Source organism: Allobosea sp. Root483D1, from assembly GCF_001429505.1.
Taxonomy (GTDB): domain Bacteria; phylum Pseudomonadota; class Alphaproteobacteria; order Rhizobiales; family Beijerinckiaceae; genus Allobosea.
The window spans coordinates 155064-180808 of sequence record NZ_LMJW01000016.1; the positions used below are offsets into that span (position 1 = coordinate 155064).

Annotated in this window: 24 protein-coding genes; 19 read left to right on the plus strand and 5 right to left on the minus strand. The window is 66.8% G+C overall.

Annotation, left to right across the window (positions count from 1 at the left end):
* Window positions 1–10 precede the first annotated feature (10 nt).
* On the plus strand, window positions 11–2965 hold the full coding sequence (locus tag ASE66_RS13555; protein ID WP_057190154.1) for a bifunctional [glutamine synthetase] adenylyltransferase/[glutamine synthetase]-adenylyl-L-tyrosine phosphorylase: 2955 nt from the start codon (window positions 11–13) through the stop codon (window positions 2963–2965).
* Between the two features lie 16 nt (window positions 2966–2981).
* Here ASE66_RS13555 and ASE66_RS13560 read toward each other — a convergent pair whose 3' ends face one another.
* The 4 genes from ASE66_RS13560 to ASE66_RS13575 form a co-directional block, all read right to left on the minus strand.
* Window positions 2982–4706, minus strand: coding sequence for a sensor domain-containing diguanylate cyclase (locus ASE66_RS13560; protein ID WP_057190155.1), 1725 nt, complete (start codon window positions 4704–4706; stop codon window positions 2982–2984).
* Window positions 4707–4870: 164 nt separating this feature from the next.
* A complete protein-coding gene (locus tag ASE66_RS13565) occupies window positions 4871–7105 on the minus strand; it encodes a PAS domain-containing sensor histidine kinase (RefSeq protein WP_244494909.1) in 2235 nt (744 codons plus the stop codon).
* A gap of 397 nt (window positions 7106–7502) precedes the next feature.
* Window positions 7503–10142 carry an aminopeptidase N gene (gene pepN, locus ASE66_RS13570; protein ID WP_057190157.1) on the minus strand — a complete coding sequence of 880 codons (2640 nt, stop codon included), beginning with the start codon at window positions 10140–10142 and terminating at the stop codon, window positions 7503–7505.
* 60 nt (window positions 10143–10202) lie between these two features.
* On the minus strand, window positions 10203–11669 hold the full coding sequence (locus ASE66_RS13575) for a cation diffusion facilitator family transporter (protein WP_082613419.1): 1467 nt from the start codon (window positions 11667–11669) through the stop codon (window positions 10203–10205).
* Between the two features lie 79 nt (window positions 11670–11748).
* Here ASE66_RS13575 and ASE66_RS13580 point away from each other — a divergent pair, with 79 nt between their 5' ends.
* From ASE66_RS13580 to ASE66_RS13640, 13 genes are all read left to right on the plus strand, one after another.
* Complete coding sequence (locus ASE66_RS13580; RefSeq protein WP_057190158.1) at window positions 11749–12198, plus strand: VOC family protein; 450 nt, start codon at window positions 11749–11751, stop codon at window positions 12196–12198.
* Between the two features lie 61 nt (window positions 12199–12259).
* Complete coding sequence (locus tag ASE66_RS13585; RefSeq protein ID WP_057190159.1) at window positions 12260–12505, plus strand: type II toxin-antitoxin system VapB family antitoxin; 246 nt, start codon at window positions 12260–12262, stop codon at window positions 12503–12505.
* Complete coding sequence (locus ASE66_RS13590; protein WP_057190160.1) at window positions 12505–12915, plus strand: type II toxin-antitoxin system VapC family toxin; 411 nt, start codon at window positions 12505–12507, stop codon at window positions 12913–12915. The genes ASE66_RS13585 and ASE66_RS13590 overlap by 1 nt, the downstream gene beginning before the upstream one ends.
* A 24-nt stretch (window positions 12916–12939) precedes the next feature.
* Window positions 12940–13986 (plus strand): aldose epimerase family protein, encoded by a 1047-nt coding sequence (locus tag ASE66_RS13595; protein WP_057190161.1) that lies wholly within the window; start codon window positions 12940–12942, stop codon window positions 13984–13986.
* Between the two features lie 5 nt (window positions 13987–13991).
* The gene (locus ASE66_RS13600; protein WP_057190162.1) at window positions 13992–14885 is read left to right on the plus strand and encodes a PfkB family carbohydrate kinase; all 894 of its coding nucleotides are present in this window, start codon (window positions 13992–13994) and stop codon (window positions 14883–14885) included.
* A 154-nt stretch (window positions 14886–15039) separates the two neighbouring features.
* Window positions 15040–15897 (plus strand): urease accessory protein UreD, encoded by an 858-nt coding sequence (locus ASE66_RS13605; protein WP_057190163.1) that lies wholly within the window; start codon window positions 15040–15042, stop codon window positions 15895–15897.
* 10 nt (window positions 15898–15907) lie between these two features.
* Window positions 15908–16243: a hypothetical protein gene (locus tag ASE66_RS13610; protein ID WP_057190164.1), complete on the plus strand. Its 336-nt coding sequence runs from the start codon at window positions 15908–15910 to the stop codon at window positions 16241–16243.
* Entirely contained in the window at window positions 16240–16860 is a 621-nt protein-coding gene (locus tag ASE66_RS13615; protein ID WP_082613420.1) for an urease subunit gamma, read from the plus strand. Before ASE66_RS13610 ends, ASE66_RS13615 begins: the two co-directional genes overlap by 4 nt.
* Before the next feature lie 121 nt (window positions 16861–16981).
* Entirely contained in the window at window positions 16982–17797 is an 816-nt protein-coding gene (locus ASE66_RS13620; RefSeq protein WP_082613421.1) for a DUF1003 domain-containing protein, read from the plus strand.
* A 38-nt stretch (window positions 17798–17835) separates the two neighbouring features.
* Window positions 17836–19572 (plus strand): urease subunit alpha, encoded by a 1737-nt coding sequence (gene ureC, locus ASE66_RS13625; RefSeq protein WP_057190165.1) that lies wholly within the window; start codon window positions 17836–17838, stop codon window positions 19570–19572.
* A gap of 86 nt (window positions 19573–19658) precedes the next feature.
* Window positions 19659–20132, plus strand: a complete 474-nt coding sequence (locus ASE66_RS13630; RefSeq protein WP_057190166.1) for a VOC family protein — start codon at window positions 19659–19661, stop codon at window positions 20130–20132.
* Window positions 20133–20229: 97 nt separating this feature from the next.
* Window positions 20230–20487, plus strand: coding sequence for a hypothetical protein (locus tag ASE66_RS13635; protein WP_057190167.1), 258 nt, complete (start codon window positions 20230–20232; stop codon window positions 20485–20487).
* 88 nt (window positions 20488–20575) lie between these two features.
* Entirely contained in the window at window positions 20576–21604 is a 1029-nt protein-coding gene (locus tag ASE66_RS13640; RefSeq protein ID WP_057190168.1) for an ABC transporter substrate-binding protein, read from the plus strand.
* A gap of 147 nt (window positions 21605–21751) precedes the next feature.
* Here the strand turns inward: ASE66_RS13640 and ASE66_RS13645 are convergent, their stop codons facing one another.
* Window positions 21752–22795, minus strand: coding sequence for an amino acid ABC transporter substrate-binding protein (locus ASE66_RS13645; RefSeq protein WP_057190169.1), 1044 nt, complete (start codon window positions 22793–22795; stop codon window positions 21752–21754).
* Between the two features lie 148 nt (window positions 22796–22943).
* On the opposite strand from ASE66_RS13645, the gene ASE66_RS13650 reads away from it, so the two are divergent.
* From ASE66_RS13650 to ureG, 5 genes are read left to right on the plus strand one after another with little or no spacing between them, the layout of a single operon-like run.
* Window positions 22944–23252: a putative quinol monooxygenase gene (locus ASE66_RS13650; protein WP_057190170.1), complete on the plus strand. Its 309-nt coding sequence runs from the start codon at window positions 22944–22946 to the stop codon at window positions 23250–23252.
* A 23-nt stretch (window positions 23253–23275) separates the two neighbouring features.
* Window positions 23276–23986 (plus strand): urease accessory protein UreE, encoded by a 711-nt coding sequence (locus ASE66_RS13655; RefSeq protein WP_057190171.1) that lies wholly within the window; start codon window positions 23276–23278, stop codon window positions 23984–23986.
* Window positions 23987–23989: 3 nt separating this feature from the next.
* Entirely contained in the window at window positions 23990–24667 is a 678-nt protein-coding gene (locus ASE66_RS13660; RefSeq protein ID WP_057190172.1) for an urease accessory protein UreF, read from the plus strand.
* Complete coding sequence (locus tag ASE66_RS13665; RefSeq protein ID WP_057190173.1) at window positions 24664–25107, plus strand: DUF3995 domain-containing protein; 444 nt, start codon at window positions 24664–24666, stop codon at window positions 25105–25107. The genes ASE66_RS13660 and ASE66_RS13665 overlap by 4 nt, the downstream gene beginning before the upstream one ends.
* A gap of 3 nt (window positions 25108–25110) precedes the next feature.
* Window positions 25111–25743 (plus strand): urease accessory protein UreG, encoded by a 633-nt coding sequence (gene ureG, locus ASE66_RS13670; RefSeq protein ID WP_057190174.1) that lies wholly within the window; start codon window positions 25111–25113, stop codon window positions 25741–25743.
* Window positions 25744–25745 lie beyond the last annotated feature (2 nt).

Sequence of the window (25745 nt, forward strand, 5' to 3'; positions counted from 1 at the left end):
GGAGGTCAGTGTGGGCGAGCCCTTATGCGAACGCCTGAAGGCGGCGCCCGTCCTGCCGGCGCGCGGCAAGATCGAGGCGCTCTGGCGCGAGGAGCTGATCGAGCGCCTGTTCGATGCCGATGCCGGCGAGCGGCTCGTTGCGCACCTTGCCGGCCACGAGGCCTCGGCCGCGCTTGTTGCCGGCATCCTCGCGCATTCGCCCTTCCTGACCCAGATCATGCGGCGCGATCCGGAGGGGCTCCTCGCCTCGCTGACCATAGCCCCGGAGGAGCGCCGCGACGCGCTGCTGGCCGGCATTGCCGCCTTCGCCACCCCGGAGACGGCGACCGCCGACCTGATGCGCGAATTGCGTCGCTTCCGCCAGGCGATGGCGCTCCTGCTCGCGCTCGCCGATATCGGCGGGGTCTGGCCGGTCGAGACGGTGACCGCCGCGCTCAGCGCGACCGCCGACATGGCGGTGAAGCTGGCCAGCGAGCACGCACTGCATCAAGCTGCTGGCCTCGGCCGGATCGAGCTTGCCGACCCGGCCGAACCCGGCAAGGGCTCGGGGCTCGTCGTATTGGCGCTGGGCAAGCATGGCGCCGGCGAGCTGAACTACTCCTCCGACATCGACATCGTCGTCTTCTTCGATCCGGAGATGGCCGAGGCCGCCGGCGTCGGCGAGCCGACGAGCTTCTTCGTCAAGCTCACCCAGCTGATCGCCCGCATCATCCAGGAGCGCACGCCGGACGGCTACGTCTTCCGCGTCGATCTGCGGCTGCGGCCGGATCCCGGCTCGACCCATGTCGCCGTCGCCCTGCCGACGGCTTATGCCTATTACGAGACCGTCGGCCAGAACTGGGAACGCGCCGCGATGATCAAGGCGCGCCCGGTCGCCGGTGATCTCGATCTCGGCCGCCGCTTCATCGCCGATCTCGCGCCGTTCATCTGGCGCAAATATTTCGACTTCGCCGCCATTGCCGACATCCACGCGATGAAGCGCCAGATCCAGTCGGTGAAGGGCTTCGAGACGCTCAGCCTGCCCGGCCACAACGTCAAGCTCGGCCGCGGCGGCATCCGCGAGATCGAGTTCTTCGTCCAGACCCAGCAACTCGTCTTCGGCGGGCGGCGCCCGGCACTGCGCGGACCGCGCACGCTCGAGATGCTGGCCGAGCTCACCAGGGAGAACTGGATCAGCCCTGAGGCGCGCGACGAGCTGACCGAATCCTATTGCTGGCTGCGCACCATCGAGCACCGGCTGCAGATGCGCCATGACGAGCAGACGCAGACCCTGCCGACGGACGCTGCCGATCTCGACGCCTTCGCCCGCTTCAGCGGCTACCCGTCCGCCAAGGCGTTCGGCAAGGATCTGGAGGCGCATGCCCGCCGTGTCGAGGGCCACTATGCTCTCCTGTTCGAGGATGCCCCCAGCCTCGCCAGCGAGGCTGGGTCGCTTTCCTTCACCGGTACCGAGAACGATCCGGAGACGCTGGCGACTTTGGGCAAGCTCGGCTTCCGCCAGCCGGCGACAGCGGCCGAGACGGTACGCGGCTGGCATTTCGGCCGCCGGGCCGCCGTCACCAGCGCCCGCGCCCGCGAGGTCCTGACCGAGCTGACGCCGGCGCTCCTCGTCGCGCTAGGCCGCACCACCGATCCCGACGGCGCGCTCGCCCATCTCGACAACGCCTTCGTGCGCATGCCGGCGGCGGTCGAGCTCCTGACCCTGCTGCGCTCGCATGAGGCCCTGCTGCAGCTCTTCGCCGAGATTCTCGGCAGCGCGCCGCGCCTCGCCAAGGTCGCGGCGCTCTATCCGCATGTGCTCGACGCGGTGATCGACCCTGCCTTCAGCGCCCCGCGCCACGATGCCGAGCGGGTGGCGCAGCGCGTGCGCGCCGTGGTCGGAACGCCGCCGCCCAGCGTCGAGGACGGGCTCGACCGCATGCGCGACGCCGCCCGGCAGGAGAACTTCCTGGTCGGGGCCCGGCTGCTCTCCGGTGTGATCAACGCCGAGCAGGCGGCGCAGGGCTATGCTGCCGCGGCCGCGGCCTGCATCCGTATCGCCTTCGACGACACCCGCGCAGCCTTCGCCGCCGACCATGGGCTCATAGCGGGCGCGGAAGCTGTCGTGCTCGGCATGGGCCGGCTCGGTGCCGGCGAGCTCACGCCCTCATCCGATCTCGACCTGATGCTGCTCTACGATCGGCCGGAGGAGGCCGAGGCCAGCGATGGCCGGCGCCCGCTCGATCCGGTGACCTGGCATGTTCGTTTCACCCAGCGCCTCGTCGCGGCGCTGACAGTGCCGACGCGGCGCGGCACGCTCTATCAGGTCGACATGCGACTGCGCCCCGCCGGCAACAAGAGCCCGGCGGCGACGCAGTTCGGGGGCTTTACGGCCTACCACCAGGGCGAGGCCGAGATCTGGGAGGAGATGGCGCTGACCCGCGCCCGCGTCGTCGCCGGTGACGCTGGCTTGAGGGAGAAGGTCGAGGCCGCGATTCGCGAGATCCTCCTGCGCCGGCGCGATCCGGCCAAGGTCGCCGCGGCCGTCGCCGAGATGCGGGCGTTGATCGCCAAGGAGAAGGGCGAGGGCGATCCCTGGGATCTGAAGCTTGCCGCCGGCGGGCTGACCGATCTCGACTTCCTGGCGCAGTTCCTGGTGCTCGCTCATGGTCACGACCATCCGCAACTCCTCGCGCGGACCACGGCAGGCGTCTTAATCGCGGCGCGAGAAACCGGTGTCATCGCGACCGAGGATGCCGAGCGGCTCGCGGGGGCGGCACGCTTCGTCGGCGACGTCCAGCTCTGGCAGCGTTTCGCCGTCGAGGAGAGCTTCGATCCGAAGGCCGTACCCGTGCGGGTGATGGGCCGGATCGCGACGGCGGTCGGCCTGCCTGATGCCAAGATGTTGAAGGCCGAACTTGACGAGACGCGCAGCGCCGTGCGCGCGATCTTCAAGCGCCTGCTGGGCGGCGCGCGCGCCGCCTGATTGTGCAGCTCCGGCGTTACTCCGCTGCGTTCAGCTTGGCCTGCGGCTCGACTGGCTCCGGCCGCGAGCCCTTGGATTTCTGCGCCGGCGCCCGCATGACCCGGTTCCGACCCTCCTGCTTTGCGCGATAGAGCGCGGCGTCGGAGTTCGCGAGCAGCTCGCGCGTGGAGTTCGAGGTGAGCGGCGCGCAGGCGACGCCGAGGGAGGCCGAGACCTGGGCGCCGTTCGGTTCCGACAGGGCTTCGATGCTGACCCTGATACCCTCGGCCTTCGCCACTGCCATCTCCAACCCGCAATTGGGCAGCACCACGATCAGTTCCTCGCCGCCATAGCGGCAGGCGATGTCGGTCTCGCGCAACTGGTTGGTGATTGCGGCGGCCGCATCGCGCAGCACGGCATCGCCCTTGGCATGGCCGTGCTGGTCGTTCAGGCGCTTGAAATTGTCGAGATCGATCATGATGACCGAGACCTCGGTCTTCTCGCGCTCGGCCAGGCGCACGACCCGCTCCAGCGCATCCTCCATGTAGCGTCGGTTGTAGAGGCCGGTCAGCGGATCGCGCAGTGCCTGGCTGCGCAGCTTGTCGCGCAGGGCGATGTTCGAGAGCGCAAGCGACATGGCGTCGGCGAGCGCTGCGCCGATGCTTGCCACGTCCTTGAGGCGCTCTTCGGCCTGATCGCCGTCGCAATAGATCTGCAGAAGGCCGAGGATTTCGCCACGGGCGATCATCGGGATCTCCAGCGCGTAGTCGCTGACGTTGTAGTGCTCGCAGCGGAGTTTGTGTGAGCTGGGGTGGTTGATGTGCGGTTTACCGCGCTTCAGCGCCCAGCATTGCTGCAGTCCGATCGCATCCGGCAAGGCTTCGCGATCCGGGCGCCCCCAGGTGGTCGACAGCGTGAGGCGGTCGCGCGAGTTGTTGAAGACATAGAGTGCGATGCCAAACTCGGGGATGAGCTCTCCTGCGGTCGCGCGCAGCACCGCATTGGCGTCGCTATGGTCCAGTGCGCTCTGCAGCATCTCGGTCATCTCGAACAGGCGCGAAACCTGTTCGCGGGAGGCGTTCGCGGAGCCTACCGCCAGGTCGCGCGCCCGGGCGTCGCGCGTACTGGCACGCGAAGCGCCTAGGAAAGCGAGAATGCAGAAGGCGCCGGTCATGATCTGCAGGCCCAGCACGATGCTCGTCGCGCCGGCGATCCTGCGATTGAGCGATGCCTCGACCGCTTCCTTCCTGGTCAGATCGGTCAGGATCGCGTCGGTAAGGATCGTCGTGTTGGGCTGGATTTCGCGGGCCACATAGAGCGATTGCGCGATCTCCGGCTGCTTTGCTGCGACCGCCGAGACCGTATCGGCCCAGCCGGCCTTGAGTGCCGTGAGGATAGTGCTCGTCGGAACCTCTTCCGCCCTGCGCAAGGCGGTCCTTGGAAAACTGTCTTCAGGGAAGGTGTTCAGCCAGTTGAGGGCCTTGGCGTAGTTGAACAGCTTGGGCTCGCTGTCGTGCCTGATCATCAGATCGGCAACTGCGGCGCCGGTTTCCATCGCTGCCTGGCGTGCGACGCGCAAGGTTCGAGTGCTCTTGCGCACCTCGTCCACCAGTGTCTGCTGATGGCTGATGTAAACGAAGCCAGCCATGACCAGCGCGATCATCGCGGCGAGGAAGGCGATCGTCACCACCGACGAGCGCCCCAGCGCGCCGCCCGCCTTTCGGCCGGCCCGCGGGCCGTCGGATGCGAGATGGGCTTGCATTGCTCTAACCCCGGGAAACGCACCGGCTGCTGGGTCGGCGCGACTGCTCGGGCAGGCTTGCCCCCGCTGGGTTGAGGCTTCGTCAAGTTGCTGGGTTAAGAGGCGTTTAAGAATGCCGCAAGGTTTTGCGGCATCGGGTGGTAAAGCCGTCCTGTGGGACCGGCTCAGGCTGCCGCCGCGATCGCCTCGTCGGCCGGGTGCCGGAGCGGCAGGTGGACCATCACGATCGTGCCCGAGCCGATGATCGAGCGGATCCGCAGCGAGCCGCCATGCAGCTCGGCCAGCGAGCGGGCGATGGCGAGGCCGAGCCCGGAGCCGCCATGGCTGCGCGCCAGCTCGCCCTCGACCTGCTCGAACGGGCGCCCGATCCGGCCGAGCTTCTCGCGCGGGATGCCGATGCCGCTGTCCTCGACATAGAGGTTGAGGGCGTCGGGCGCCGGCTTGACGCGGACCGCGATCTTGCCCCCCTCCGGGGTGAACTTGATGGCGTTGTCGACGAGGTTGCCGACGATCTGGAAGAGGGCGTGCGCATCCGCCTCGAGGCGCAGATCGCTGCCGAGATCGCTGGTGAGGGAGAGCCGCTTGCGCGTGATCTCCTCGCGATGGCAGCTGATCGCTTCGCCGACCACCAGGTCGAGCGCCACATCGGTCTTTTCGAGCTCGATCTTGCCGGCCTCGATCCGGGCCATGTTCAGGATGTCGTTGATCACCGCGAGCAGGTAGCCGCCGCTGGAGCGGATGTCGCGGACATACTCGACATAGCGCTCCGAGCCGAGCGGGCCGAACAGCCCGTCATCCATGATCTCTGAGAAGCCGAGGATGGCGTTGAGCGGCGTGCGCAGCTCATGGCTCATATTGGCGAGGAATTCCGACTTGGCGCGGTTGGCGCTTTCGGCCGAAGCCTTTTGTTCGAGGTAGAGCTCGGCGAGCTCGGCAAGTTGTTGCGCTTGTGCCTCGAGCTTCTGACGCGAAGACTTCAGATCGGTGACGTTCTTGAGCAGCTCGTGCTCGGAGCGGGTCAGGCGCTCCTCCTGCTGCTTCAGCATGGTGATGTCGGTGCCGACCGAGACCGAGCCACCATCCTTGGTGCGGCGGCCGTTGATCTGCAGCCAGCGCCCGTCAGAGAGCTTCGCCTCGTAGGAATGGCTGCCCGATGCGGCGCGCGAGGTGCGGACCGGTTCGCGGTCGATGCTAGGCTGGGCGCTGTGGCTCATGATCTGCTCGTAGGCCGTGCCGGTCTTGACCAGCTCGGGCGAGAGCTTGTGCAGTTGCTGGTACTTGGCGTTGCAGAGCACTAGGCGCTGCTCGGCATCCCAGAGCACGAAGGCTTCCGAGATCGCCTCGACCGCGTCGCGCAGGCGGGCGTCGGCGGTGGCGGTGCGGGCGGCCATGCGGCGCTGCTCTGAAATGTCGACGACGATGCCGACGAGGTGCTGCGAGCCGGTGCGACGGTCGGTGACCAGCTCGGCGCGCGCCTTGAGCCAGACCCACTCGCCGGAGGCGTTGCGGACGCGGAATTCCTGGTCGAGATGGTTGGTCTCGCCGCGGCTGACCGCATCGGCCAGGCCGTAGAGGTCGGCATCGTCCGGATGGATGAAGGCGTTGACCTCGCCGAAGGACATGTACTCGCCGGCACGGTCGTAGCCGAGCATGGCGTACATCGAATCCGACCAGTACATCCGGCCGCGGGCCAGGTCCCAATCCCACAGGCCACAATGGCCGCGGCTGAGCGCCGTGTCGATCCGATCGCGCACGCAATCGCAATCCTCGTCGGCGGCGCGAGCCCGCCGCGACTGCAGCACGAAGGCGGCGGTGATGCCGGCGAGCACGATCGCCGCCGAGCCGAACAGGACCAGGATCGAACGCCGGCGCTCGTCCCAGGTCGAGAGCGCGCGCTTGACCGGGTGGAGCACCGCGACCTGGCCGAGCGGGGCGGCGAGGTTGCGGACGGTGGCGAGTGCCTCGATCCCGCCCGGAAGGGTGATCGGCATCACACCGGCACGGTCGGCAAAGACGGTCAGCGCCTGTCCCGGGCCGAGGAGATCGACCAGACTGCGCTCGCTCGCGCCGATCGTCGGCTCGCCGGCGATCAGCCGGCCGCCAGCGTCGCTGACATAGGCGATGCGGCCGCGGCCAGCGATGTGCTTCGTGGTCAGTGGGGCGAGCGCGCTGTCGGGGTGCTTTTCTTGCTTCGAGGCTAGATCGATCTCGCGCACAAGCAATGTCGCGAGCGCTTCCAGGTCGATTGCCGCGTCGTCGAGCGCATCATCGCGGAGTGCGCTGGTCTGGACGTAGGCTCCGAGCGCCAGAAGCAGGACGAAGCCGGCAACGAGGGCGGGAATGACTTTCCGGAAGACCGGCTCCAGCTGCTCGAAGCGCTGATAGAGCGGATGGGTCAAAGATCGTGCTACGCCCAGCACCGAATTTGCGCGCACGTGTGCGCAAGCCGCGTCTGCACGCGTCATGCCCGTCCCCCTTCGGAAGCGATGTACCGTCAGTAAGATCGAGAGACGTGCCGCATCCCCGAATCACCGTCAGTTGAATCCGCGGGACTCGCTTTGTCTAGCGGAAACTTCGTTATTTCCGTGGCTTTGCGCGCGATGGTTGTAGTGATGAATTGGTTGAATCCTGCGCGCGCAGGACTTCGTTAGCCTTTGGCTGAGCAGGCGGTTAACGGCCGATTCTTGGCGGGGTGGCAGGGCCCTGTCGGCCGTTCCATCGACCCGGATATCGGACCCTCCCAACCCCGCCCCATCGTGGGGAAGAGAGGGAGGGGGCTCTTCGGCGGGTACAGGCTCAGGCTAGCGAGCGGGCCGCGATATCGGCCACGTCTCGCGACAGGTTCGGCGTCGCCCCGACCATGCGCAGCGCCGCCTCCGCCTTGGTCCGGCGGCCCGCCTCCAGCATGCGCCAGCTCTTGAACGAGCCGAGCAGGCGCGAGGCGACCTGCGGGTTGGTCCGGTCGAGCGCGATGACGATGTCGGCGACGAAGCCGTAGCCTTCGCCATCGGCCCGGTTGAACTGGGTCAGGTTCGCCGCGAAGCCGCCGATCAGGCCGCGCACCCGGTTCGGATTGCCGAGCGAGAAGGCGGGGTGGTTCATCAGCGCCTTGACCCGGGAGAGCGTGCCGTCCTCCGCGATCAGCGCCTGCGCCATCAGCCATTTGTCGAGCACAAGCGGCTCGCGGGCATAGAGCTCGCCGAAGCGCGCGATCAGGTCCTCGCGCCCGGTTCCAGGGATCAGTGTCATCGCGGCCAGCGCCGCGAGCCGGTCGGTCACATTGTCCGCCTCGGCGAACTGGGCCAGAGCCAGCTTTGCGCCGTCGGCTGGAGCTCCCAGCGCGATCAGGCCGAGGGCCTCGTTGCGCAATGCACGCCGCCCGGCCGGCGCTGAGGCGGGCGAATAGGGGCCGCGTTCGGCGAGGTTGTCGCGCAAGGCGGTGAGCTGGCCGGTGAGCGCCGCGCCGATCGCGGCCGAGAGCCGGCGATGGGTGCCGTGGATGACGTCCGGATCGACGTCACGGGCGATCTCGCGGGCGATGTCGGCCGGTGCCGGCAGGCGCAGCACCTGCGCGGCGAAGGCGGGGTCGGCGAGCGCCGGACCAGCGAGGAAGCCTGAGAGCGCCTCCGCGAGCGCCGCCGCCGTCGCATCCAGCGTGGACTGATCGCCCTTGCCGGCACGGACCAGCGCCCGGGTTGCCACGGTCTGCAGCGCCTGCCAGCGATTGAAGGAATCGCTGTCGGCGGTGAACAGCGTCAGCAACTCGCGGTCGCCGAGGTCGAGCTCAAGCCGGACCGGTGCCGAAAAACCGCGCAGCAGCGACGGCGTCGGCGCTTCCGGCAGGTCGGTGAAGGTCACGGACAGCGAAGGCTGGTCGAGTACGATGACGCCGCCGGCTTTCAACGCCGGCGAGATGCTGGTGAGCGGCAGGTCGCCGCCCTTGCCGACGAGGCCGAGTGCGACGGGAATGACCACTGGCTTCTTCTCGGGTTGGCCAGGCGTCGGCGGCGTCGATTGCGCGAGCTGTAGCGTGTAGCTCTTCGCCTTCGCATCGTATTTGCCGGAGGCGACCACGGTCGGCGTCCCCGCCTGCTCGTACCACCCGGCGAAATGGGCGAGGTCCTGGCCGGAGGCCTCGACGAAGCAGTCGAGGAACTCCTCGATCGTCGCGGCCGTGCCGTCGCAGCGCTCGAAATAGAGGTCCATGCCGCGCGCGAAGGCGTCCTCGCCGATCAGCACCTTGAGCATGCGGATCAGCTCCGCGCCCTTCTCGTAGACCGTCGGCGTGTAGAAGTTGTTGATCTCCTTGTAGGCGCGCGGCCTGACCGGATGGGCGAGGGGGCCGGCATCCTCCGAGAACTGGGTCGAGCGCAGCGTGCGCACATCGGCGATGCGCTTCACCGGGCGCGAGCGCTCGTCGGAGGAGAATTCCTGGTCGCGGAAGACGGTGAGTCCTTCCTTCAGGCAGAGCTGGAACCAGTCACGGCAGGTGATGCGGTTGCCGGTCCAGTTGTGGAAGTACTCATGCGCAATGATCGCCTCGATCGAGGCATAGTCGCCATCGCTCGCCGTCAGCGGATCGGCCAGGACGTATTTGTCGTTGAAGATGTTGAGGCCCTTGTTCTCCATCGCCCCCATGTTGAAATCCGACACGGCGACGACATTGAACACGTCGAGATCATAGTTGCGGCCGAAGACGCGCTCGTCCCAGCGCATGCAGCGTGCCAGCGAGTCCAGCGCCCAGCCGGCTCGGCCGGCCTTGCCCGGCTCGACATAGACCGCAAGCTCGACCTTGCGGCCATCCGCCGTGACGTAATCCTGCCGGACATGGTCGAGCCTGCCGCCGACCAGCGCGAACAGATAGGCCGGCTTCGGATGCGGGTCGTGCCAGACAGAAAAATGGCGCTCACCGCCGGGCAACTCAGCGGCCGCAACGAGATTGCCGTTGGAGAGCAGCACCGGCGCCTGCGTCTTCTCGGCCTCCAGCCTCACCGTGTAGACGCTCATCACGTCCGGCCGATCGAGGAAATAGGTGATGCGGCGGAAGCCGTCGGCCTCGCATTGCGTGCAGTAGACGCCGCTGGAGCGATAGAGCCCCATCAGCTTGGTATTGGCGCTGGGGTCGAGCGTCGTCTCGATCCTGAGCGAGAAGGCTCGCGCCGGCGGGGCGTGGATCGTCAGCCCCTGCGGCGACAGGGCATAGGCGGCCGGATCGAGCGGGACCTCGTCGAGCAGGACGGAATCCGGCGTCAGCTCGTCGCCGTCGAGCACGAGCCGCGCGCCGGCATGGCCGGCCGGGTTCGGCCGCAGCTGCAGCAGCGAGCGCACCCTGGTCCGCGTCGGATCGAGGACGATGTCGAGATCGACGGTGTCGATCAGCCAGTCGGAGGGGCGGTAATCCTCGAGACGGATCAGCGGGGCGTCTTCGGCGCGCATGGCAGGCTCGCTTCCTTCAGTCGCTCTTATCTATGAAGCCGAGGACGACGACGAAAGCCGTCAGGGCAGGGCGTAGGGCTTGTCGGTCGTGACCGCCGGCTCGGCATGGCTGACCAGGCGGCAGACATCCGGCCGGGCCTCGCGAACCTTGCGCTCGATCTTGTCGACAGCGCGATGCACGGCTGCGACGTCGAGCGCCGCATCGGCCCGGCAGTGATAGTTGACCACGAGGCCGTTGCGGGTCTCACGCACGCGGACGCTGTGGATGTCGCGGACCGGGCCGCCGGTCTCGGCCATGCGGGCCGCCTCCTGGGCGATCGCCTTGCCGATCGACTCGACCACCTCCCAGGGCGCGTTGTGGCCGGAAGGCTGGCCGGTCTCCATCGGCTCGATATGGGTATCGACCTCGGTCTCGCCGCCGAACTCGGCCCGGATCGCATTCTCCAGCCGCGTGGCGATCTCGTGGGCCTCGCCGAGCGGGAGCACCGCGTCGACTTCCATGTCGAGCGAGACGGCGAGCCGCCCGCCGATGGTGTGAACGCTGACATGGTGCACCGGCACCTTCATCTTCAGCGCGATCAGCAGGACCCGCTCCAGCGCCGTCTCGTCGTCGACCTGGACCGGGTTGGCGGTGACGGTCAGCGCCGAATCCGGCTCGACGACGGCCAGTGCCCGCAAGAGGTCGTCCTTGATCGCGCTGACGCGGTCGAGCGGCAGGGTCCGCGACACCTGGATGCCGATCTCGCCCTGCACGACACCGCCGGCTGGCCGCAGTCGCAGCCATTCGACATTGACGACGCCGGCAACGCCCTGCGCCGCCTCGCGCAACCGGTCGGCGACCCCCTTGGGGGCCGCGTCGATCAGCGTGTCGAGGGTTCGCCGACCGAGCTTGAAGGCGGTGGCGATCATGAACACGGCGAGCGCCAGCGCCGTCGCGCTATCGGCCATCGGCACACCCATTCGGGTCAGGATCAGGCCGAGCAGCACCAGCGCCGTCCCGACGAAGTCGGTGGCGAAATGCAGCGCCTCGGCGGAGAGGGCTTCGCTGCGGGTCTCCTTGGCGACCATCGTCAGTGTGCGCCAGCGCGTCGCGTCGACCATCAGCGAGAACAGCAGCACGCCGATGACCAGCGGCGTCACTGCGACATTGGGTTCGCTTCCGCTCCACAGGCGATTGCCGGCTTCCCACAGGATCGCGCCCGAAAGCCCGAACAGGATCGCAGTCTCGAGCAGCGCCGCCAGCGCCTCGAACTTGCCATGGCCGTAATGGTGTTCCTCATCGGCCGGCTTGTCGGCAGCGCGTATCGCGAACCAGGTGAACATCGTCGAGCCGATGTCGATCAGCCCCTGCAGCGCGTCGGTCATCAGGGCAAGCGAGCCCGAGACGATCGCCGCCGCGAACTTGGCGAGCGTCAGCACGATGCTGGCGACGACCGAGAGCGTCGCCGCCTTCTGCTTGACCCGCGCCACCTCGGCGGGCGACACCGTGCCCGTCGGGTTCGGCGTGAGACCTTGCGTTCCGCTCATGACAGCTCCGCGCGAACCCTCTTGGATTGGCGCCGGTTTGGCCCGATCCATCAGCCAGATCAACCCCGGGAGACAAACAGTGCGCTATCTCCACACCATGGTTCGCGTCACCGACCTCGATGCTGCCCTCGATTTCTATGTGAACAAGTTCGGCCTGGTCGAAACCCGCCGCATGGAAAGCGAGAAAGGTCGCTTCACGCTCGTCTTCCTCGCCGCCCCTGACGATGCCGCGACGGTCAAGGAACAGGGCAGCCGCGGCCGTCCGACGCTGGAGCTGACCTTCAACTGGGATCCGGAGGTCTATACCGGCGGGCGCAATTTCGGCCATCTCGCCTATGAGGTCGACGACATCTATGCGACCTGCGACAAGCTGATGAAGGCCGGCGTCACCATCAACCGGCCGCCGCGCGACGGCAACATGGCCTTCGTCCGCTCGCCCGACAACATCTCGATCGAGATCCTGCAGAAGGGCGAGCCGAAGGCGCCGGCCGAGCCGTGGCTGAGCATGCCGAACACCGGCGCGTGGTGAGCGCTGTCGTTGCGAGCTGATATGCTCCCTGATATCATGAGCTGATATCAGGGAGGCTCGCATGGGCATTCTGGTGCGTGACGAAAAGATCGACCGGCAGGTGCGTGAGCTCGCGAAGATTTCGGGAACGACGCTGCAAGGCGCGATCGGCATCGCCGTCGAGAACGAACTGAAGCGGCGCGAGGAGCGACGGGAGCGGATCGAGGAGGCGTTTAGGCGTGCGCACGCTTATCTGGCCCAGCATCCGGTGGTCGACGACGGGATGACGCACAAGGAATTCTGGGACCGCGAGTACGGCGACGCCTGATGTTCCTCGACGCCTCAGCCATCGTCGCAGCCATGACGGATGAGCCGGAGGCCGCTGCGATCAGGGCTGCGATGGTAGAACAGGAAAGGCTTGCGACATCGGCAATCGCCGTTTTCGAGGCGTCGTGTCGTGTCGCCAGATTGCTCCGAGTGCCTATCGATGCCGCGCATCGGCGCGTCATGGAGTTTGCCGAACTTTCAGGAATCGAGCTTTTGCCTATTGAGGCGGCGATGTCGCTCGAGGCCCATAACTGTGCGGCCCGTTATCACCACATGACCGGCCACGCCGCCCGCCTCAACATGGGCGATTGCTTCGCCTACGCTGCGGCACAAACCTCCGGCCTCAAACTCGCTTACAAGGGCAATGACTTCGTCCACACCGACATAGACGGCATCCGCTTCGGAGCCTGATAGTCCCAGCGGAGCTTTCGAACATTGACAAAACCCCTCTTCGGCCATCTCGACGACGGCACGCCGATCCACGAGGCGGTGCTCCGCTCTCCCGCCGGCGCCGAGGCGCGGGTGATGGAGTGGGGCGCGGTCCTGCGCGACCTTGTCGTGCCGCTCCCGAACGGCCGGCGCCAGCGCGTCGTGCTCGGCTTCCCCGATTTCGCTGATTATCCGAAGCACTCCCCGCATATGGGCGCGATCGCCGGCCGCTTCGCCAACCGCATCGGCGGCGGCCGCTTCGTGCTCGATGGCATCGAATACAGCGCACCGCTGAATGAGCATGGCCGGAACTCGCTGCATGGCGGTGGGCAGGGTTTTGGCAAGCGGCCCTGGACGCTGGTGGATCATGACGAGGCGAGCGCGACATTGGCGCTGGTCTCAGCCCATGGCGATGCCGGCTATCCCGGCACGCTCGATGTCATCTGCCGCTACAGCCTCGCCGAGGCCACGACCCTGCGGATCGAGCTCACCGCCACCACCGACGCCCCGACGATCATCAACCTGGCGCATCACTCCTATTTCCGCCTCGACGACGCTCCGGACATCCTCGATCACGAACTCGAAGTCCGAGCCAACTTGATCACGCCGGTCGATGCCGATCTGATCCCGGACGGCTCGGTCTCATCGGTCACGGAGACGCCATTCGACTTCCGCAAACCCCGGCCGGTCCGCTTCGACAATCCGGACGGCTCGCGCTTCTGGTACGATCAGAATTATCTGCTCCGCCGCGACCGCCGTGAGCCGGCGGCGGCGACGGGCCTCGAGCTTGCCCATGCCGCGACCTTGCGTTCGCGCCGTTCAGGCCTTGCCATGGAGGTCTGGACCACCGAGCCGGCGCTGCAGGTCTATGACGGCTTCAAGCTGGATACCCCGGTCGCCGGCCTCGACGGCGCCCGCTATGGCGCCTGTGCCGGCATCGCGCTGGAGCCGCAACACGTGCCGGACTCGCCCAACCTCCCGCATTTCCCGACGACGGTGCTGCGCCCTGGCGAAGTCTACCGCCAGATCAGCGAATTCAGGTTCGGAGCGTGAGTCGTATGGCCGGTGTCTTCTGTTTGGGTATCGCGACGCTGGATTATGTCTACAGCGTCGAGCGCGTGCCCAATCCCGGCGAGAAGGACCGGGCCCGCGATCTCGTCGTCACCGGCGGCGGCTGCGCCGGCAGCGGTTCGGCTGCGATCGGCCGGCTCGGCGGCAAGGCCTGGCTGGCGACGCGCCTTGGCGACGATGCGGTCGGCGACACCATCGTCGGCCAGCTGCAGCAGGATGGCGTCGACACCTCGCTCTCGCCGCGCTTTCCCGGCCTGCGCTCGCCGGTCTCCTCGATCCTGATCGACGCCCAGGGCGAGCGCATGGTCGTCTCCTATACCGACCCGAAGACGCCGCTGACGACCGATTGGCTGCCCGAGGCGTTGCCGGCCGGCTGCGATGGCGTGCTGGTCGACACGCGCTGGGGCGAGGGCTCGCTCGCGGCGCTGCAGCTTGCCCGCAAGGCCGGCACGCCCGGCGTGATCGACGGCGACCGCCAGCCGACGCATCCGGAGATGGTCACCACAGCCAGCCATGTCGCCTTCAGTGAGAAGGCGCTGAGCGAGATCTCCGGCGGGCAGGAGCCGAAAGCGGCGCTGGAAGCGCTGGCGCGCGATGCGCAGAACTGGCTGGCAGTGACGCTCGGACCGCGCGGCGTACTCTTCATGGAGAATGGCGGCATCGCCCATCTGCCGGCCTTCCCGATCGAGGCGGTCGACACGCTCGGCGCCGGCGATGTCTGGCACGGCGCCTTCGCGCTGGCGTTGGCCGAAGGGCAGGGCGAGCGCGCCGCGGTACGCTTCGCCTCGGCCGTGGCCGCGATCAAATGCACTCGCTTCGGCGGCCGCGCCGGCACGCCGACACGTGACGAGGTCGAGCGCTTCCTCGCCGCGCATCCCTGAGGGGCTACCCTCCTCAGGATGAGGGTCTCCTGTTGAATGGCGTTCGCGCAGAGCGCCGATGCCCGATATTTGGGCAGCACCGGCGTCGTCGCCACTTGCCCGGCAAAAGGCATCGCGGAACACTGCGCTCATCTTCCGCCGACCGACGCCTTTCATGTTCGCGCCCGCGCTGCCGCAATCACCCGAACCGCTGTTGCCGGACTATGTCCGCGCCGATGGTGGCGTGCGCCTGCGCTTCGGCAAGGTTGGTACGCGCACCATGCGGCTGGACGTTGCCGAGAGCGGCGGCTATCGCGCCCGTTTCCCGACAGCCTATGACGAGCGTTGCGAGGCGGTACTGATCAACACCGCCGGCGGCATGGCTGGCGGGGACCGCGCTGTCACGCGGATCGCCCTCGATGCTGGTGCACAGGCCACCGTCACGACGCAGGCAGCCGAGAAGATCTATCGCAGCCAGGGCAGCGACACCCGCGTCGAGACGCACATCGAGGTTGCCGCCGGCGCCGAACTTGCCTGGCTTCCACAGGAGACGATCCTGTTCTCCGGTTCGCGCCTGTCGCGCAGCCTCGATGTCGACCTTGCCGCCGATGCGAGCTTCATCGCCGCCGAGACGCTCTATTTCGGCCGCGCCGCCATGGGCGAGAGCCTGTCGCGCGGCCACTTGCGCGATCGCTGGCGCATCCGTCGTGACGGGAAACTGATCTTCGCCGAGGATTTGCTGCTCGACGGCGCCATCGACGCGACCTTGGGTCGCAAGGCGGTCGGGCAGGGCGCGCGCGCTGCCGCAACCGTCTTCGCCACAGGTCCGGGCCAACTGGAAAAGCTCGCCGAAATCCGCGCCTTGCTCGCTGACGACACCGTCTTCGCCGAGGTCGAGGCTGGCGCCGGCGTCCTCGACGGTTTCCTTCTGATCCGCCTCCTCTCCGCCGACGCGCAGGCGCTGCGTCGCGCCCTCGTCATGCTGCTCGGGCATCTGATCGGCCGTGCGCTGCCGCGCACCTGGTCAATCTGAGGAGAGCGTCATGCTGGCGATCCAGGGACTGAAATGCGTCTATGATACCGGCTCCCGCGGCTGGGCGATCGAGCTCGCGCTGAAGGGCGAGGGCGAGGAAGCCGTGCGCCGCTTCGATGTCGATGGCCCCGAGGATGCCGAGATGCTGATCGAGGCTTTCGACGAGTCGACCGCGAGCAGCTTCGACCCGGCGACGGGCGAGATCGTCTTCGCCTACGAATACGCCACCCTCGACGACGAAGACGAGGATGAGGACGAGACCGACGGCGAGGCGGACGAGGAAGAAGACGAGGACGCCGAAGTCGCGGAAGACGATGTCGCTGAGGACGAGAAGGTCAAGGCATGAATCTGACGCCGCGCGAGAAGGACAAGCTCATCATCGCCATGGCGGCCATGGTGGCGAGGCGAAGGCTCGAGCGCGGCGTCAAGCTCAACCATCCCGAAGCCGTCGCGTTGATCACCGACTTCGTGGTCGAGGGTGCGCGCGACGGCAGGTCGGTCGCCGAGTTGATGGAGGCCGGCGCCCACGTCCTCTCGGCCGACCAGGTCATGGACGGCATCGCCGAGATGCTGCACGACGTCCAGGTCGAGGCGACCTTCCCGGACGGCACCAAGCTCGTCACGGTCCACGAGCCGATCCGCGGCTCGGCCGGACGGCTGAGGCCGGGCCAGGTGACGACGCTGCCGGGCGATCTCATCCTCAACGAAGGGCGCGAGAGCCTGACGCTCACCGTCGCCAACACCGGCGACCGCCCGATCCAGGTCGGCTCGCATTACCATTTCTTCGAGGCCAACCCGGCGCTTGCCTTCGAGCGCGAGAGGGCACGTGGCTTCAGGCTCGACATTCCCGCCGGCACCGCCGTGCGCTTCGAGCCCGGCCAGACCCGCGAGGTCAGGCTGGTCGCGCTCGCCGGCAAGCGCGAGGTCTACGGCTTCCGCCAGGAGGTCATGGGCAAGCTGTGAGGCGACGCCCAAGACCGCATTTGCGACGAGATTTGGCTTCAGCGTTGTGAACGTGGTGTCGCCCTGCTTCCGTCAGCCGGACGCCGATGCCATGCTCGAACACTCCTCAGGCTAAGCCCTCATGCAAGAAGACGCTGAACTCCCCATGCTCGAAGGCGGCAAGGCCAAGCGAGGCGTCTGCGCCATCAGCGGCGCCGAGCTCAGTCGCAAGAGCCTGATTGCGCTCGGAACGCTACGGCCCTCGCTGGTCGAGCATATCCGGCGCGACTTCCCTGATCTCGACGATCACAGCCTGATCAGCCTCAAGGAGCTGGCGCGCTATCGCACCCGCTATGTCGAGGAGATCCTGCGCGAGGAGCACGGCGAGTACACTGACCTCGATCGCGAGGTCGCCGAGAGCATCGCTCGGCAGGACACCATCGCCGAGAATGTCGAGGACGATTTCGAGGAGCATCGCACCCTCGGCCAGCGCCTCTCGGACGGGCTCGCCAGCTTCGGCGGCTCATGGGCTTTCCTGATCAGCTTCGGCGTCGTGCTGGCAGTCTGGATGATCATCAACGTCGTCGCTGGGACGGGTGCTTTCGACCCTTATCCGTTCATCCTGCTCAATCTCGTCCTGTCCTGCATCGCCGCGATCCAGGCGCCGATCATCATGATGAGCCAGAAGCGGCAGGAGGCGAAGGACCGCCTGCGCTCGTTCAACGACTACCAGGTCAATCTGAAAGCCGAACTCGAGGTCCGGCACCTGCACGAGAAGATCGACCATCTGATCACCCGGCAATGGCAGCGCCTCGCCGAGATCCAGCAGGTTCAGCTCGAAATGCTGCAGGAGGCGCAATTGCCCCGCCGCAAGCCGAAGCGGCGCAAGAAGCCGGTGGCGAAGAGGAAGGTGGTTGTGGTTCCGGCGGAGGCGCCCGAGCCCGACTCCCTGGCCTGAAGCTTGCTTTGAAGACGACCTAAAACGGGAACGCCTCGATGCCCTTCGCCTTTCCGCGCAATGCCTATGCCGCGATGTTCGGCCCGACCACCGGCGACACGGTCCGCCTCGGCGACACTGAGCTCGTCATCAGGGTCGAGAAGGATTTCACCACCTATGGCGAGGAGGTGAAGTTCGGCGGCGGGAAGGTCATCCGCGACGGCATGGGCCAGAGCCAGGTCCGCAATGCCGACGGCGCCGTCGACACCGTCATCACCAATGCGCTGATCCTTGACCATTGGGGCATCGTCAAAGCAGATATCGGCATCAGGGCCGGGCGCATCTGCGCCATCGGCAAGGCCGGCAACCCCGACATCCAGGCCGGCTTCGGCAATTTCGCGCCCGATGAGACGATCATTGTCGGCCCAGGCACCGAGGTCATCGCCGGCGAGGGCAAGATCGTCACCGCCGGCGGCTTTGACAGCCATATCCATTTCATCTGTCCGCAGCAGATCGAGGATGCGCTGATGAGCGGGCTGACCACCATGCTCGGTGGCGGCACCGGCCCGGCCCATGGCACGCTGGCGACGACCTGCACGCCCGGCCCCTGGCATCTCGGCCAGATGATCAAGGCCGCCGAAGCCTTCCCGATGAACCTCGCCTTCGCCGGCAAGGGCAATGCCGCGCTGCCCGGCGCGCTGATCGAGATGATCGAGGCCGGCGCCTGTGCGCTCAAGCTGCACGAGGATTGGGGCACGACCCCGGCCGCGATCGACAACTGCCTCTCGGTCGCCGACGAATACGACATCCAGGTGATGATCCACACGGACACGCTGAACGAGTCCGGTTTCGTCGAGGACACGGTCGCGGCCTTCAAGGGCCGCACCATCCACGCCTTCCACACGGAAGGGGCGGGCGGCGGCCATGCGCCGGATATCATGAAGATCGCCGGGCTGCCGAACGTGCTGCCGTCCTCGACCAATCCGACACGGCCGTTCACGGTCAACACGCTCGACGAGCATCTGGACATGCTGATGGTCTGCCATCATTTGTCGCCGTCGATCCCGGAAGATCTCGCCTTCGCCGAAAGCCGCATCCGCAAGGAGACGATCGCCGCCGAGGACATCCTGCACGATCTCGGCGCGCTCTCGATGATGTCCTCCGACAGCCAGGCCATGGGCCGGATCGGCGAGGTCATCACCCGCACCTGGCAGACAGCCCACAAAATGAAGGTCCAGCGCGGGCCCCTGCCGCAGGATGCCGGCACTGGCGCCGACAATTTCCGCGCCAAGCGCTACGTCGCGAAATACACGATCAACCCGGCGATCGCGCACGGCATCTCCCGGCATATCGGCTCGGTCGAGGTCGGAAAGCTCGCCGACCTCGTCGTCTGGTCGCCGGCCTTTTTCGGCGCCAAGCCCGATCTCGTCGTCAAGGGGGGCTCGATCGCTGCCGCCCCGATGGGCGATCCAAACGCCTCGATCCCGACGCCACAGCCGGTGCATTACCGGCCGATGTTCGGCGCCTTCGGCAAGGCGGTGACGTCGACCTCGCTGGTCTTCGTCTCGCAGGCGGCAATGGCGAACGGGCTCAAGGGCCGGCTCGGCACCGACAAGGAGATGGTCGCCGTCGAGAACACCCGTGGCGGCATCTCGAAGAAGAGCATGATCCACAACGACGCGACGCCGGACATCCAGATCGATCCGGAGACCTATGCGGTGGTGGCCGATGGCGAATTGCTGGTCTGCGAGCCCGCGAAGGAATTGCCGCTGGCGCAGCGCTATTTCCTGTTCTGAGTGCTCCGAGCTATCGCTATTGCAGTTCTTTGCAGTCGGCGAATTCGAGATCATGCCGTTGCCGGCGCACTTCTCGGTGGATCACCATGATACCGATCAAGGGCCTGTATGAGAGCCATCTCACGGTGTCGGACCTTTCGCGGTCGATCGCGTTTTACCGGGATGTCGTCGGCCTCGAACTGGCCCATACGATTCCGGCGCGAAACGTTGCTTTCTTCTGGGTTGGCGGACGTGACAGATCGATGCTTGGACTCTGGTCGCTTCAGAGTTCTCCACTACGCCTGAGACTTCACATCGCCTTCCACACGGGTCTGGATGAGGTGAAGCAGTCGATCCTGGCGCTTCGCGCCAAAGGCATCGTACCTCGCAATAGTGGCGGCGGCCCCGAAATCGACGAGCCGGTGGTTTTCCCCTGGATGCCTGCGGCGAGCGTCTACTTCGACGATCCCGACGGCCATTCGTTGGAATACATCGCGATCCTGCCAGGGAAGGCTCGGCCCGATATGTCCGGGACGGTAAGGCTCTCCGAGTGGCAGGCGCCGAATGCGGGTGCCGAGTAGGGCCCGCAGCGCTACTTCCTGTTCTAAGCGGCGTGGAGACCGGGAACATCGCCGGCCACCTCGACGTTCCCTCCCATCGCAGATCAGGGAGGGAACCATGGCCAAGCCCAAGACCGCAGGCCCCAAGGGCCAGCAGCCCGAGGCGCTCGCGACCTTTGCCGCCAGCGCCCGCAATGACGGCAAGAAGCCGAAGGAGATCGGTCTCGAAGCCACCAGGGCGACGAAGCCGCTGAGAACATCTCCCGAAAAGAAGCAGGATGCGGCGACGAAGGTCCTGCGCGAAGGCGTGCTCGGCAAGGATCAGGGCGCCGACGAGGCGATCGACAAGCTGCCTGACCGGACCCGCCGGCACTGAGCGGCGGCGATAGCCTCCACGGTTGACACCTGCGGGACCTCTCTTTCTTGTAGGCGGCTAATCAAATCAGCCGCTAAGGGAGGTTGCCTTGTTCCGTCTTTCCCATGCTGCCGTGCTCGCAGGCACAGCTTTCGCCGCCTTCGCGTCGCCTGCGGCCGCGCAGGGGCAGGTCACCGTCTATTGCTCGATCCTCGAAGAGCAGTGCCGCGAAGGCGCCTCGATCTTCGAGAAGGCGACCGGCATCAAGGTCCAGATGGTCCGCAAAAGCACCGGCGAGGTCTATGCCCAGGTCAAGGCCGAGGCGACCAATCCGCGCGGCGACGTCTGGTGGGGCGGGCCGGGCGAGCCGCATCTGCAGGCGGCCGACGAGGGCTTGCTCGACGAGTACAAATCGCCGAAGCTGGCTGAGCTGCACGAGTGGGCGAGGCGCCATGCCGAGCAGTCGAAGTTCCGCACCTCCGGCATTTATCTCGGTGTGCTCGGCATCGGCTACAACCTCGAGACCCTGAAGGGCAAGAAGCTGGCCGAGCCGAAATGCTGGGCCGATCTGCTCGATCCGAAGTTCAAGGACGAGGTCCAGATCGCCGATCCCAGCTCGTCCGGGACGGCCTATGTCTTCCTGGCGACGACCGTCCAGCGTCTCGGCGAGGAGAAGGGCTTCGACTTCCTCAAGAGCCTGCACAAGAACATCAGCCAGTACACCAAGTCCGGCATCGCCCCGGTCAAGGCGACGGCGCTCGGCGAGACGGCGGTCGGCATCGCCTTCATGCACGACATGCTGACGCAGAAGCTGCAGGGCGCGCCGATCGGCATCGTCGCCCCCTGCGAGGGCACCGGCTACGAGATCGGCTCGGTCTCGGTGATCAAGGGTGGCAAGAATCCTGAAGCGGCGCGCAAATTCGTCGATTTCACGCTCTCTCCGGAGGCGCAGGACATCAACGCCAAGCTCAAGATCAACTCGATCCCCTCGAACAGGAACTCCAAGCTCTCACCCGACGCGCCGAAATTCGAGGAGATCAAGCTGATCGACTACGACACCCCGCGCTGGGGCAGCCCGGCCGAGCGCTCGCGCCTCCTGAAGAAGTTCGATGACGAGGTGAAGGCGCTGCCGCGCTGAGTGGGCTTAGGAGCAGCTTTTCTATCGTCATCCCGGGCGACCGTAGGGAGACCCGGGATCCATGCCTGAACAGTTCCGGCATGGATCCCGGATCTGCGCTTCGCTCCGTCCGGGATGACGGCGCTTTTGCACAGTCTGAGAGAGCGCTTACCGCACCGGCGGGGCGTATTGCAGGCCGCCCTGCGTCCACAGCCGGTTCATGCCGCGCGGCAGGTTGAGCGGCGACTTGGCGCCGAGATGCCGGTCGAAGCTCTCGCCGTAATTGCCGACCGCCTTGACGATGCGCACCACCCAGTCGTTGCTCAGGCCGAGGCTCTCGCCGAACTTGCCCTCGCTGCCGAGCAGGCGCTTGATCTCGGGATTGGGCGACTTCACCATCTCCTCGACATTGGCCTGGGTGATACCGAACTCCTCGGCGTTCAGCATGGCGTAGACCGTCCAGCGCACGATATCGAACCAGGCGTCGTCGCCCTGGCGGACCCAGGGGCCGAGCGGCTCCTTCGAGATCATCTCGGGCAGCAGGTCGTGCTCGGCGGGGGCCTTGAGCTTCATCCGGTTCGCCGCCAGTTGCGACAGGTCGGTGGTGTAGGCGTCGCAGCGGCCGGCCTCATAGGCCTGGATCGTCTCGTCGAGGCCGGCATAGGCGATGACCTCGTATTTCATGCCGTGATTGCGGAAATAGTCGGCGAGGTTGAGCTCGGTCGTCGTGCCCTGCGCCACGCAGATCGAGGCCCCGTTCAGCGCCTTGATGTCCTTCACGCCCGTGCTCTTGCGGACGAGGAAGCCCTGGCCGTCGAAGTAGTTGATCGCGGTGAAGTTGAGGCCGAAGCCGGCGTCGCGACCGAGCGTCCAGGTCGTGGTGCGCGAGAGCACGTCGATCTCGCTGCTCTGCAGCACCGTCAGCCGGTCCTTCGAGGCCAGCGAAATGTATTTTGCCTTCTCCTGGTCGTTGAAGATCGCCGCCGCCAGCGCCCGGCAAAGGTCGGTGTCGAAGCCGCGCCATTGCCCCTGCGCATCGGGCAGCGAGAAGCCGGCGACGCCCTGGCTGGTGCCGCAGATCAACTGGCCGCGCTGCTTGATCCGCTCCAGCGTCGTCTGGGCCTGGGCGGCCAGCGGAAGCGTCGCCGCGAGGCAGAGGCCCGCCAGGGCGCTGCCGAAATTACGAGCGCGGCGTGCTGAAATTCTGAGCATGAGATTCCCCTGATTATTGGCCGGCGATCTAACCGCGGCTGCGCCGGGCGAGCCAGAGTTATTTACGCGGCTAATCGATGGGGCGCTGCATCCAGGCGTATCTCTGCCGCGTAGTGGACTGGTCCGTAACAGTGGAGCTCTGTTCATAATGTCCGATCCCGTTCTCGTCATCGCCCGCGCCAGGGTCCTTCCCGCGGAGCGCGAGCGCTTCATCGCGGCGGCGCGCGACTGCATTGCGGCAACGCGTCGCGAGCACGGCTGCCTCGGCTACGACATCTGTGAAAACCTCACCGACCCCGGCCATTTCATCAGCGTCGAGAGCTGGGAGAAGCGCGCCGACGTCGACCGGCACATGCAGCAGGCTTACCTCAAGGCCTTCCTTGCCATTGCCAGGACTTGCGTCAGCGTCGCTCCGGTGATCGAAGTGGTGGAACCGCGATCGGTCGATCGCCTCTGATCCATCACGCCACGGGTTTTTCCATGCAGCGCGCCACCTCCGTCGTCCGCAAGGCCGCGGTCAAGCAGGACCGCATCGTCGAGACGCTGACCCTCGACCATGAGGACCGCAACCGCCGCCGCGTCGCGCTGAAGGGCGATGGCGGGCGCGACATCCTGCTCGATCTCGACAAGGCGACCGCGTTGAACGACGGCGACGCGGTCAAGCTCGAGGACGGCTCGCTCGTGCTGATCAAGGCGGCGGCACAGAAGCTGATCGAGATCACTGCCGAGAACCCGCTGAGGCTGTCGCGTGTCGCCTGGCATATCGGCAACCGCCACACCCCGGCCGAGATCACCGCGAACGCGATCTATATCGAGCACGACCATGTGCTGGCGGAGATGATCCGCGGCCAGGGTTGCGCGATGAGCGAGGTCGAGCGGCCATTCCAGCCTGAGCGCGGCGCCTACGACCATGACCACGCCGATTGCGGACACGACCATGGTCACGATCATCACGGTCATGAGCACGGCCACGACCATGGGCATTCCCATGCGCACTCTCATTCTCATGCCGACGCGCATGCCGGCCACAGCCATGATCATGGCCAAGAGCATCATCACACGCCGGAGCACGCCCATGGCGCGTCCTGCGGCTGCGGCCATGACCATCATCATGACGACCACGGCCACAAGCATGACCATGGCCATCATGGCCATGAGCATGGCCACAAGGGCCACAAGCACGACCACTGAGCCATGCAGGGAGCGCTTCTGCCCCTGATGATCTGGCTCTCGCCGGCCTTCCCGGTCGGCGGCTTCGCCTATTCGCATGGGCTGGAATGGGCCTTCGAGGTCGGCGACCTCACTGACGCCGAAGGGCTCGCGGACTGGCTCGACGCCCTCATCGAGCACGGCGCGCTGCGCAACGACCTCATCCTCTTCGCCGCTTGCTGGCGTGCCAGCGACGAGGGTGACGCCAAGGGGCTGCGAGAAGCTGCCGAACTGGCGCTCGCTCTGGCGAATTCGGCCGAGCGCCGGCTCGAGACGGTGACGCAGGGCAACGCCTTCGTCGCTGCGATCGGCACCTCCTGGCCGTGCGCCTCGATCGATGCACTGCGCGCCGCCTGGCCGGGCGATGTTTCCTATCCCGTCGCAGTCGGCGTCGCAGCCAGCGGCCATGGCCTGCCGCTGCTGTTGTCGCTTGAAGCCTTCGCGCTCGCCTTCGTCGCGAACCTCGTCTCAGCCGCCATCCGCCTCGGCATGATCGGCCAGACCGACGGCCAGAGGATCATCGCCCGGCTGGCGCCGGCCTTGCGCGAAGCAGCTGTGCGGGCCGAGGCGATGGCACTCGACGATCTCGGCGGCTGCGTCTTCCGCTCCGATCTCGCCTCGCTGCGGCACGAGACTCAATATTCGCGGCTGTTCCGGTCGTGACCGCCGCCGTCGCCGTCGCCGTCGCGTTGGCGCTGCTCCTCTCTGCCATTGCCGGCCTGCACGCCTATTGGGGTCGGGGCGGGCTATGGCCGGCAGCGAGCGAGCCGGAGCTGATTGCCACCGTGATCGGCAATGCGGGGGCGAAGCGCATGCCGTCGCCCGGCCTGTGCCTGCTGGTGGCGCTGGCGATTGCCGTCACGGCGATCTGGCCGCTGCTTCTGACGCAGGTGCCCGGCACGGCCTCTCTACGACCGTTACTCCGGCTCGGCGGCTTTGCGATCATGGCGGTGTTCTTGCTTCGCGGCATCGCCGGCTTCCTGCCGGCCTGGCGGCGGCTGCACCCGCGCGAGCCTTTCGCCAGCTATGATCGCCGCTATTACTCGCCGCTCTGCCTGCTGATCGCCGCGGGCTATGCGGCGCTGCTCCTGCAAGGACCCTGATCGATGACCCGCTCTCCCCACGGCCCCTTGCGCGTCGGCATTGGCGGCCCCGTCGGCTCCGGCAAGACCGCGCTGATGGAGGCGCTCTGCAAGCGCATGCGCGACCGTTACGAGATCGCGGCCATCACCAACGACATCTATACCAAGGAGGATGCCCGCATCCTCACCGTCTCCGGTGCGCTGCCGGAGGAGCGGATCATGGGCGTCGAGACCGGCGGCTGCCCGCATACCGCGATCCGCGAGGACTGCTCGATCAACCTCGCCGCCGTCGCGGAGATGCGCGGAAAATTCCCTACGCTCGACCTGATCCTGATCGAATCCGGCGGCGACAACCTCGCCGCGACCTTCTCGCCCGAGCTCGCCGACCTGACGATCTACGTGATCGACGTCGCCGCCGGCGAGAAGATCCCGCGCAAGGGCGGGCCGGGCATCACCCGCTCGGACCTCCTCGTGATCAACAAGACCGATCTCGCTCCGCATGTCGGCGCGGATCTTGCTGTGATGGACCGGGACTCGAAGACCATGCGCGGCAAGCGCCCCTATGCCTTCACCAATACGCGGGCGGGGGAGGGCGTCGACCTGGTCGTCGACTTCATCGAGACCGCCGGCGGCCTGAAGGCGCCGGTCCTGAGCTAAGG

Coding starts and splice junctions, on each gene's coding strand:
- ASE66_RS13560 (WP_057190155.1), bottom strand. CDS start 4,706: ATGCAAGCCCATCTCGCATCCGACGGCCCGCGGGCCGGCCGAAAGGCG.
- ASE66_RS13645 (WP_057190169.1), bottom strand. CDS start 22,795: ATGCTCAGAATTTCAGCACGCCGCGCTCGTAATTTCGGCAGCGCCCTG.
- ASE66_RS13610 (WP_057190164.1), top strand. CDS start 15,908: ATGCTGGCGATCCAGGGACTGAAATGCGTCTATGATACCGGCTCCCGC.
- ASE66_RS13655 (WP_057190171.1), top strand. CDS start 23,276: ATGCAGCGCGCCACCTCCGTCGTCCGCAAGGCCGCGGTCAAGCAGGAC.
- ASE66_RS13660 (WP_057190172.1), top strand. CDS start 23,990: ATGCAGGGAGCGCTTCTGCCCCTGATGATCTGGCTCTCGCCGGCCTTC.
- ASE66_RS13605 (WP_057190163.1), top strand. CDS start 15,040: ATGTTCGCGCCCGCGCTGCCGCAATCACCCGAACCGCTGTTGCCGGAC.
- ASE66_RS13585 (WP_057190159.1), top strand. CDS start 12,260: ATGGGCATTCTGGTGCGTGACGAAAAGATCGACCGGCAGGTGCGTGAG.
- ASE66_RS13635 (WP_057190167.1), top strand. CDS start 20,230: ATGGCCAAGCCCAAGACCGCAGGCCCCAAGGGCCAGCAGCCCGAGGCG.
- ureG (WP_057190174.1), top strand. CDS start 25,111: ATGACCCGCTCTCCCCACGGCCCCTTGCGCGTCGGCATTGGCGGCCCC.
- ASE66_RS13620 (WP_082613421.1), top strand. CDS start 16,982: ATGCAAGAAGACGCTGAACTCCCCATGCTCGAAGGCGGCAAGGCCAAG.
- ASE66_RS13575 (WP_082613419.1), bottom strand. CDS start 11,669: ATGAGCGGAACGCAAGGTCTCACGCCGAACCCGACGGGCACGGTGTCG.
- ASE66_RS13600 (WP_057190162.1), top strand. CDS start 13,992: ATGGCCGGTGTCTTCTGTTTGGGTATCGCGACGCTGGATTATGTCTAC.
- ureC (WP_057190165.1), top strand. CDS start 17,836: ATGCCCTTCGCCTTTCCGCGCAATGCCTATGCCGCGATGTTCGGCCCG.
- pepN (WP_057190157.1), bottom strand. CDS start 10,142: ATGCGCGCCGAAGACGCCCCGCTGATCCGTCTCGAGGATTACCGCCCC.
- ASE66_RS13650 (WP_057190170.1), top strand. CDS start 22,944: ATGTCCGATCCCGTTCTCGTCATCGCCCGCGCCAGGGTCCTTCCCGCG.
- ASE66_RS13590 (WP_057190160.1), top strand. CDS start 12,505: ATGTTCCTCGACGCCTCAGCCATCGTCGCAGCCATGACGGATGAGCCG.
- ASE66_RS13630 (WP_057190166.1), top strand. CDS start 19,659: ATGATACCGATCAAGGGCCTGTATGAGAGCCATCTCACGGTGTCGGAC.
- ASE66_RS13615 (WP_082613420.1), top strand. CDS start 16,240: ATGAATCTGACGCCGCGCGAGAAGGACAAGCTCATCATCGCCATGGCG.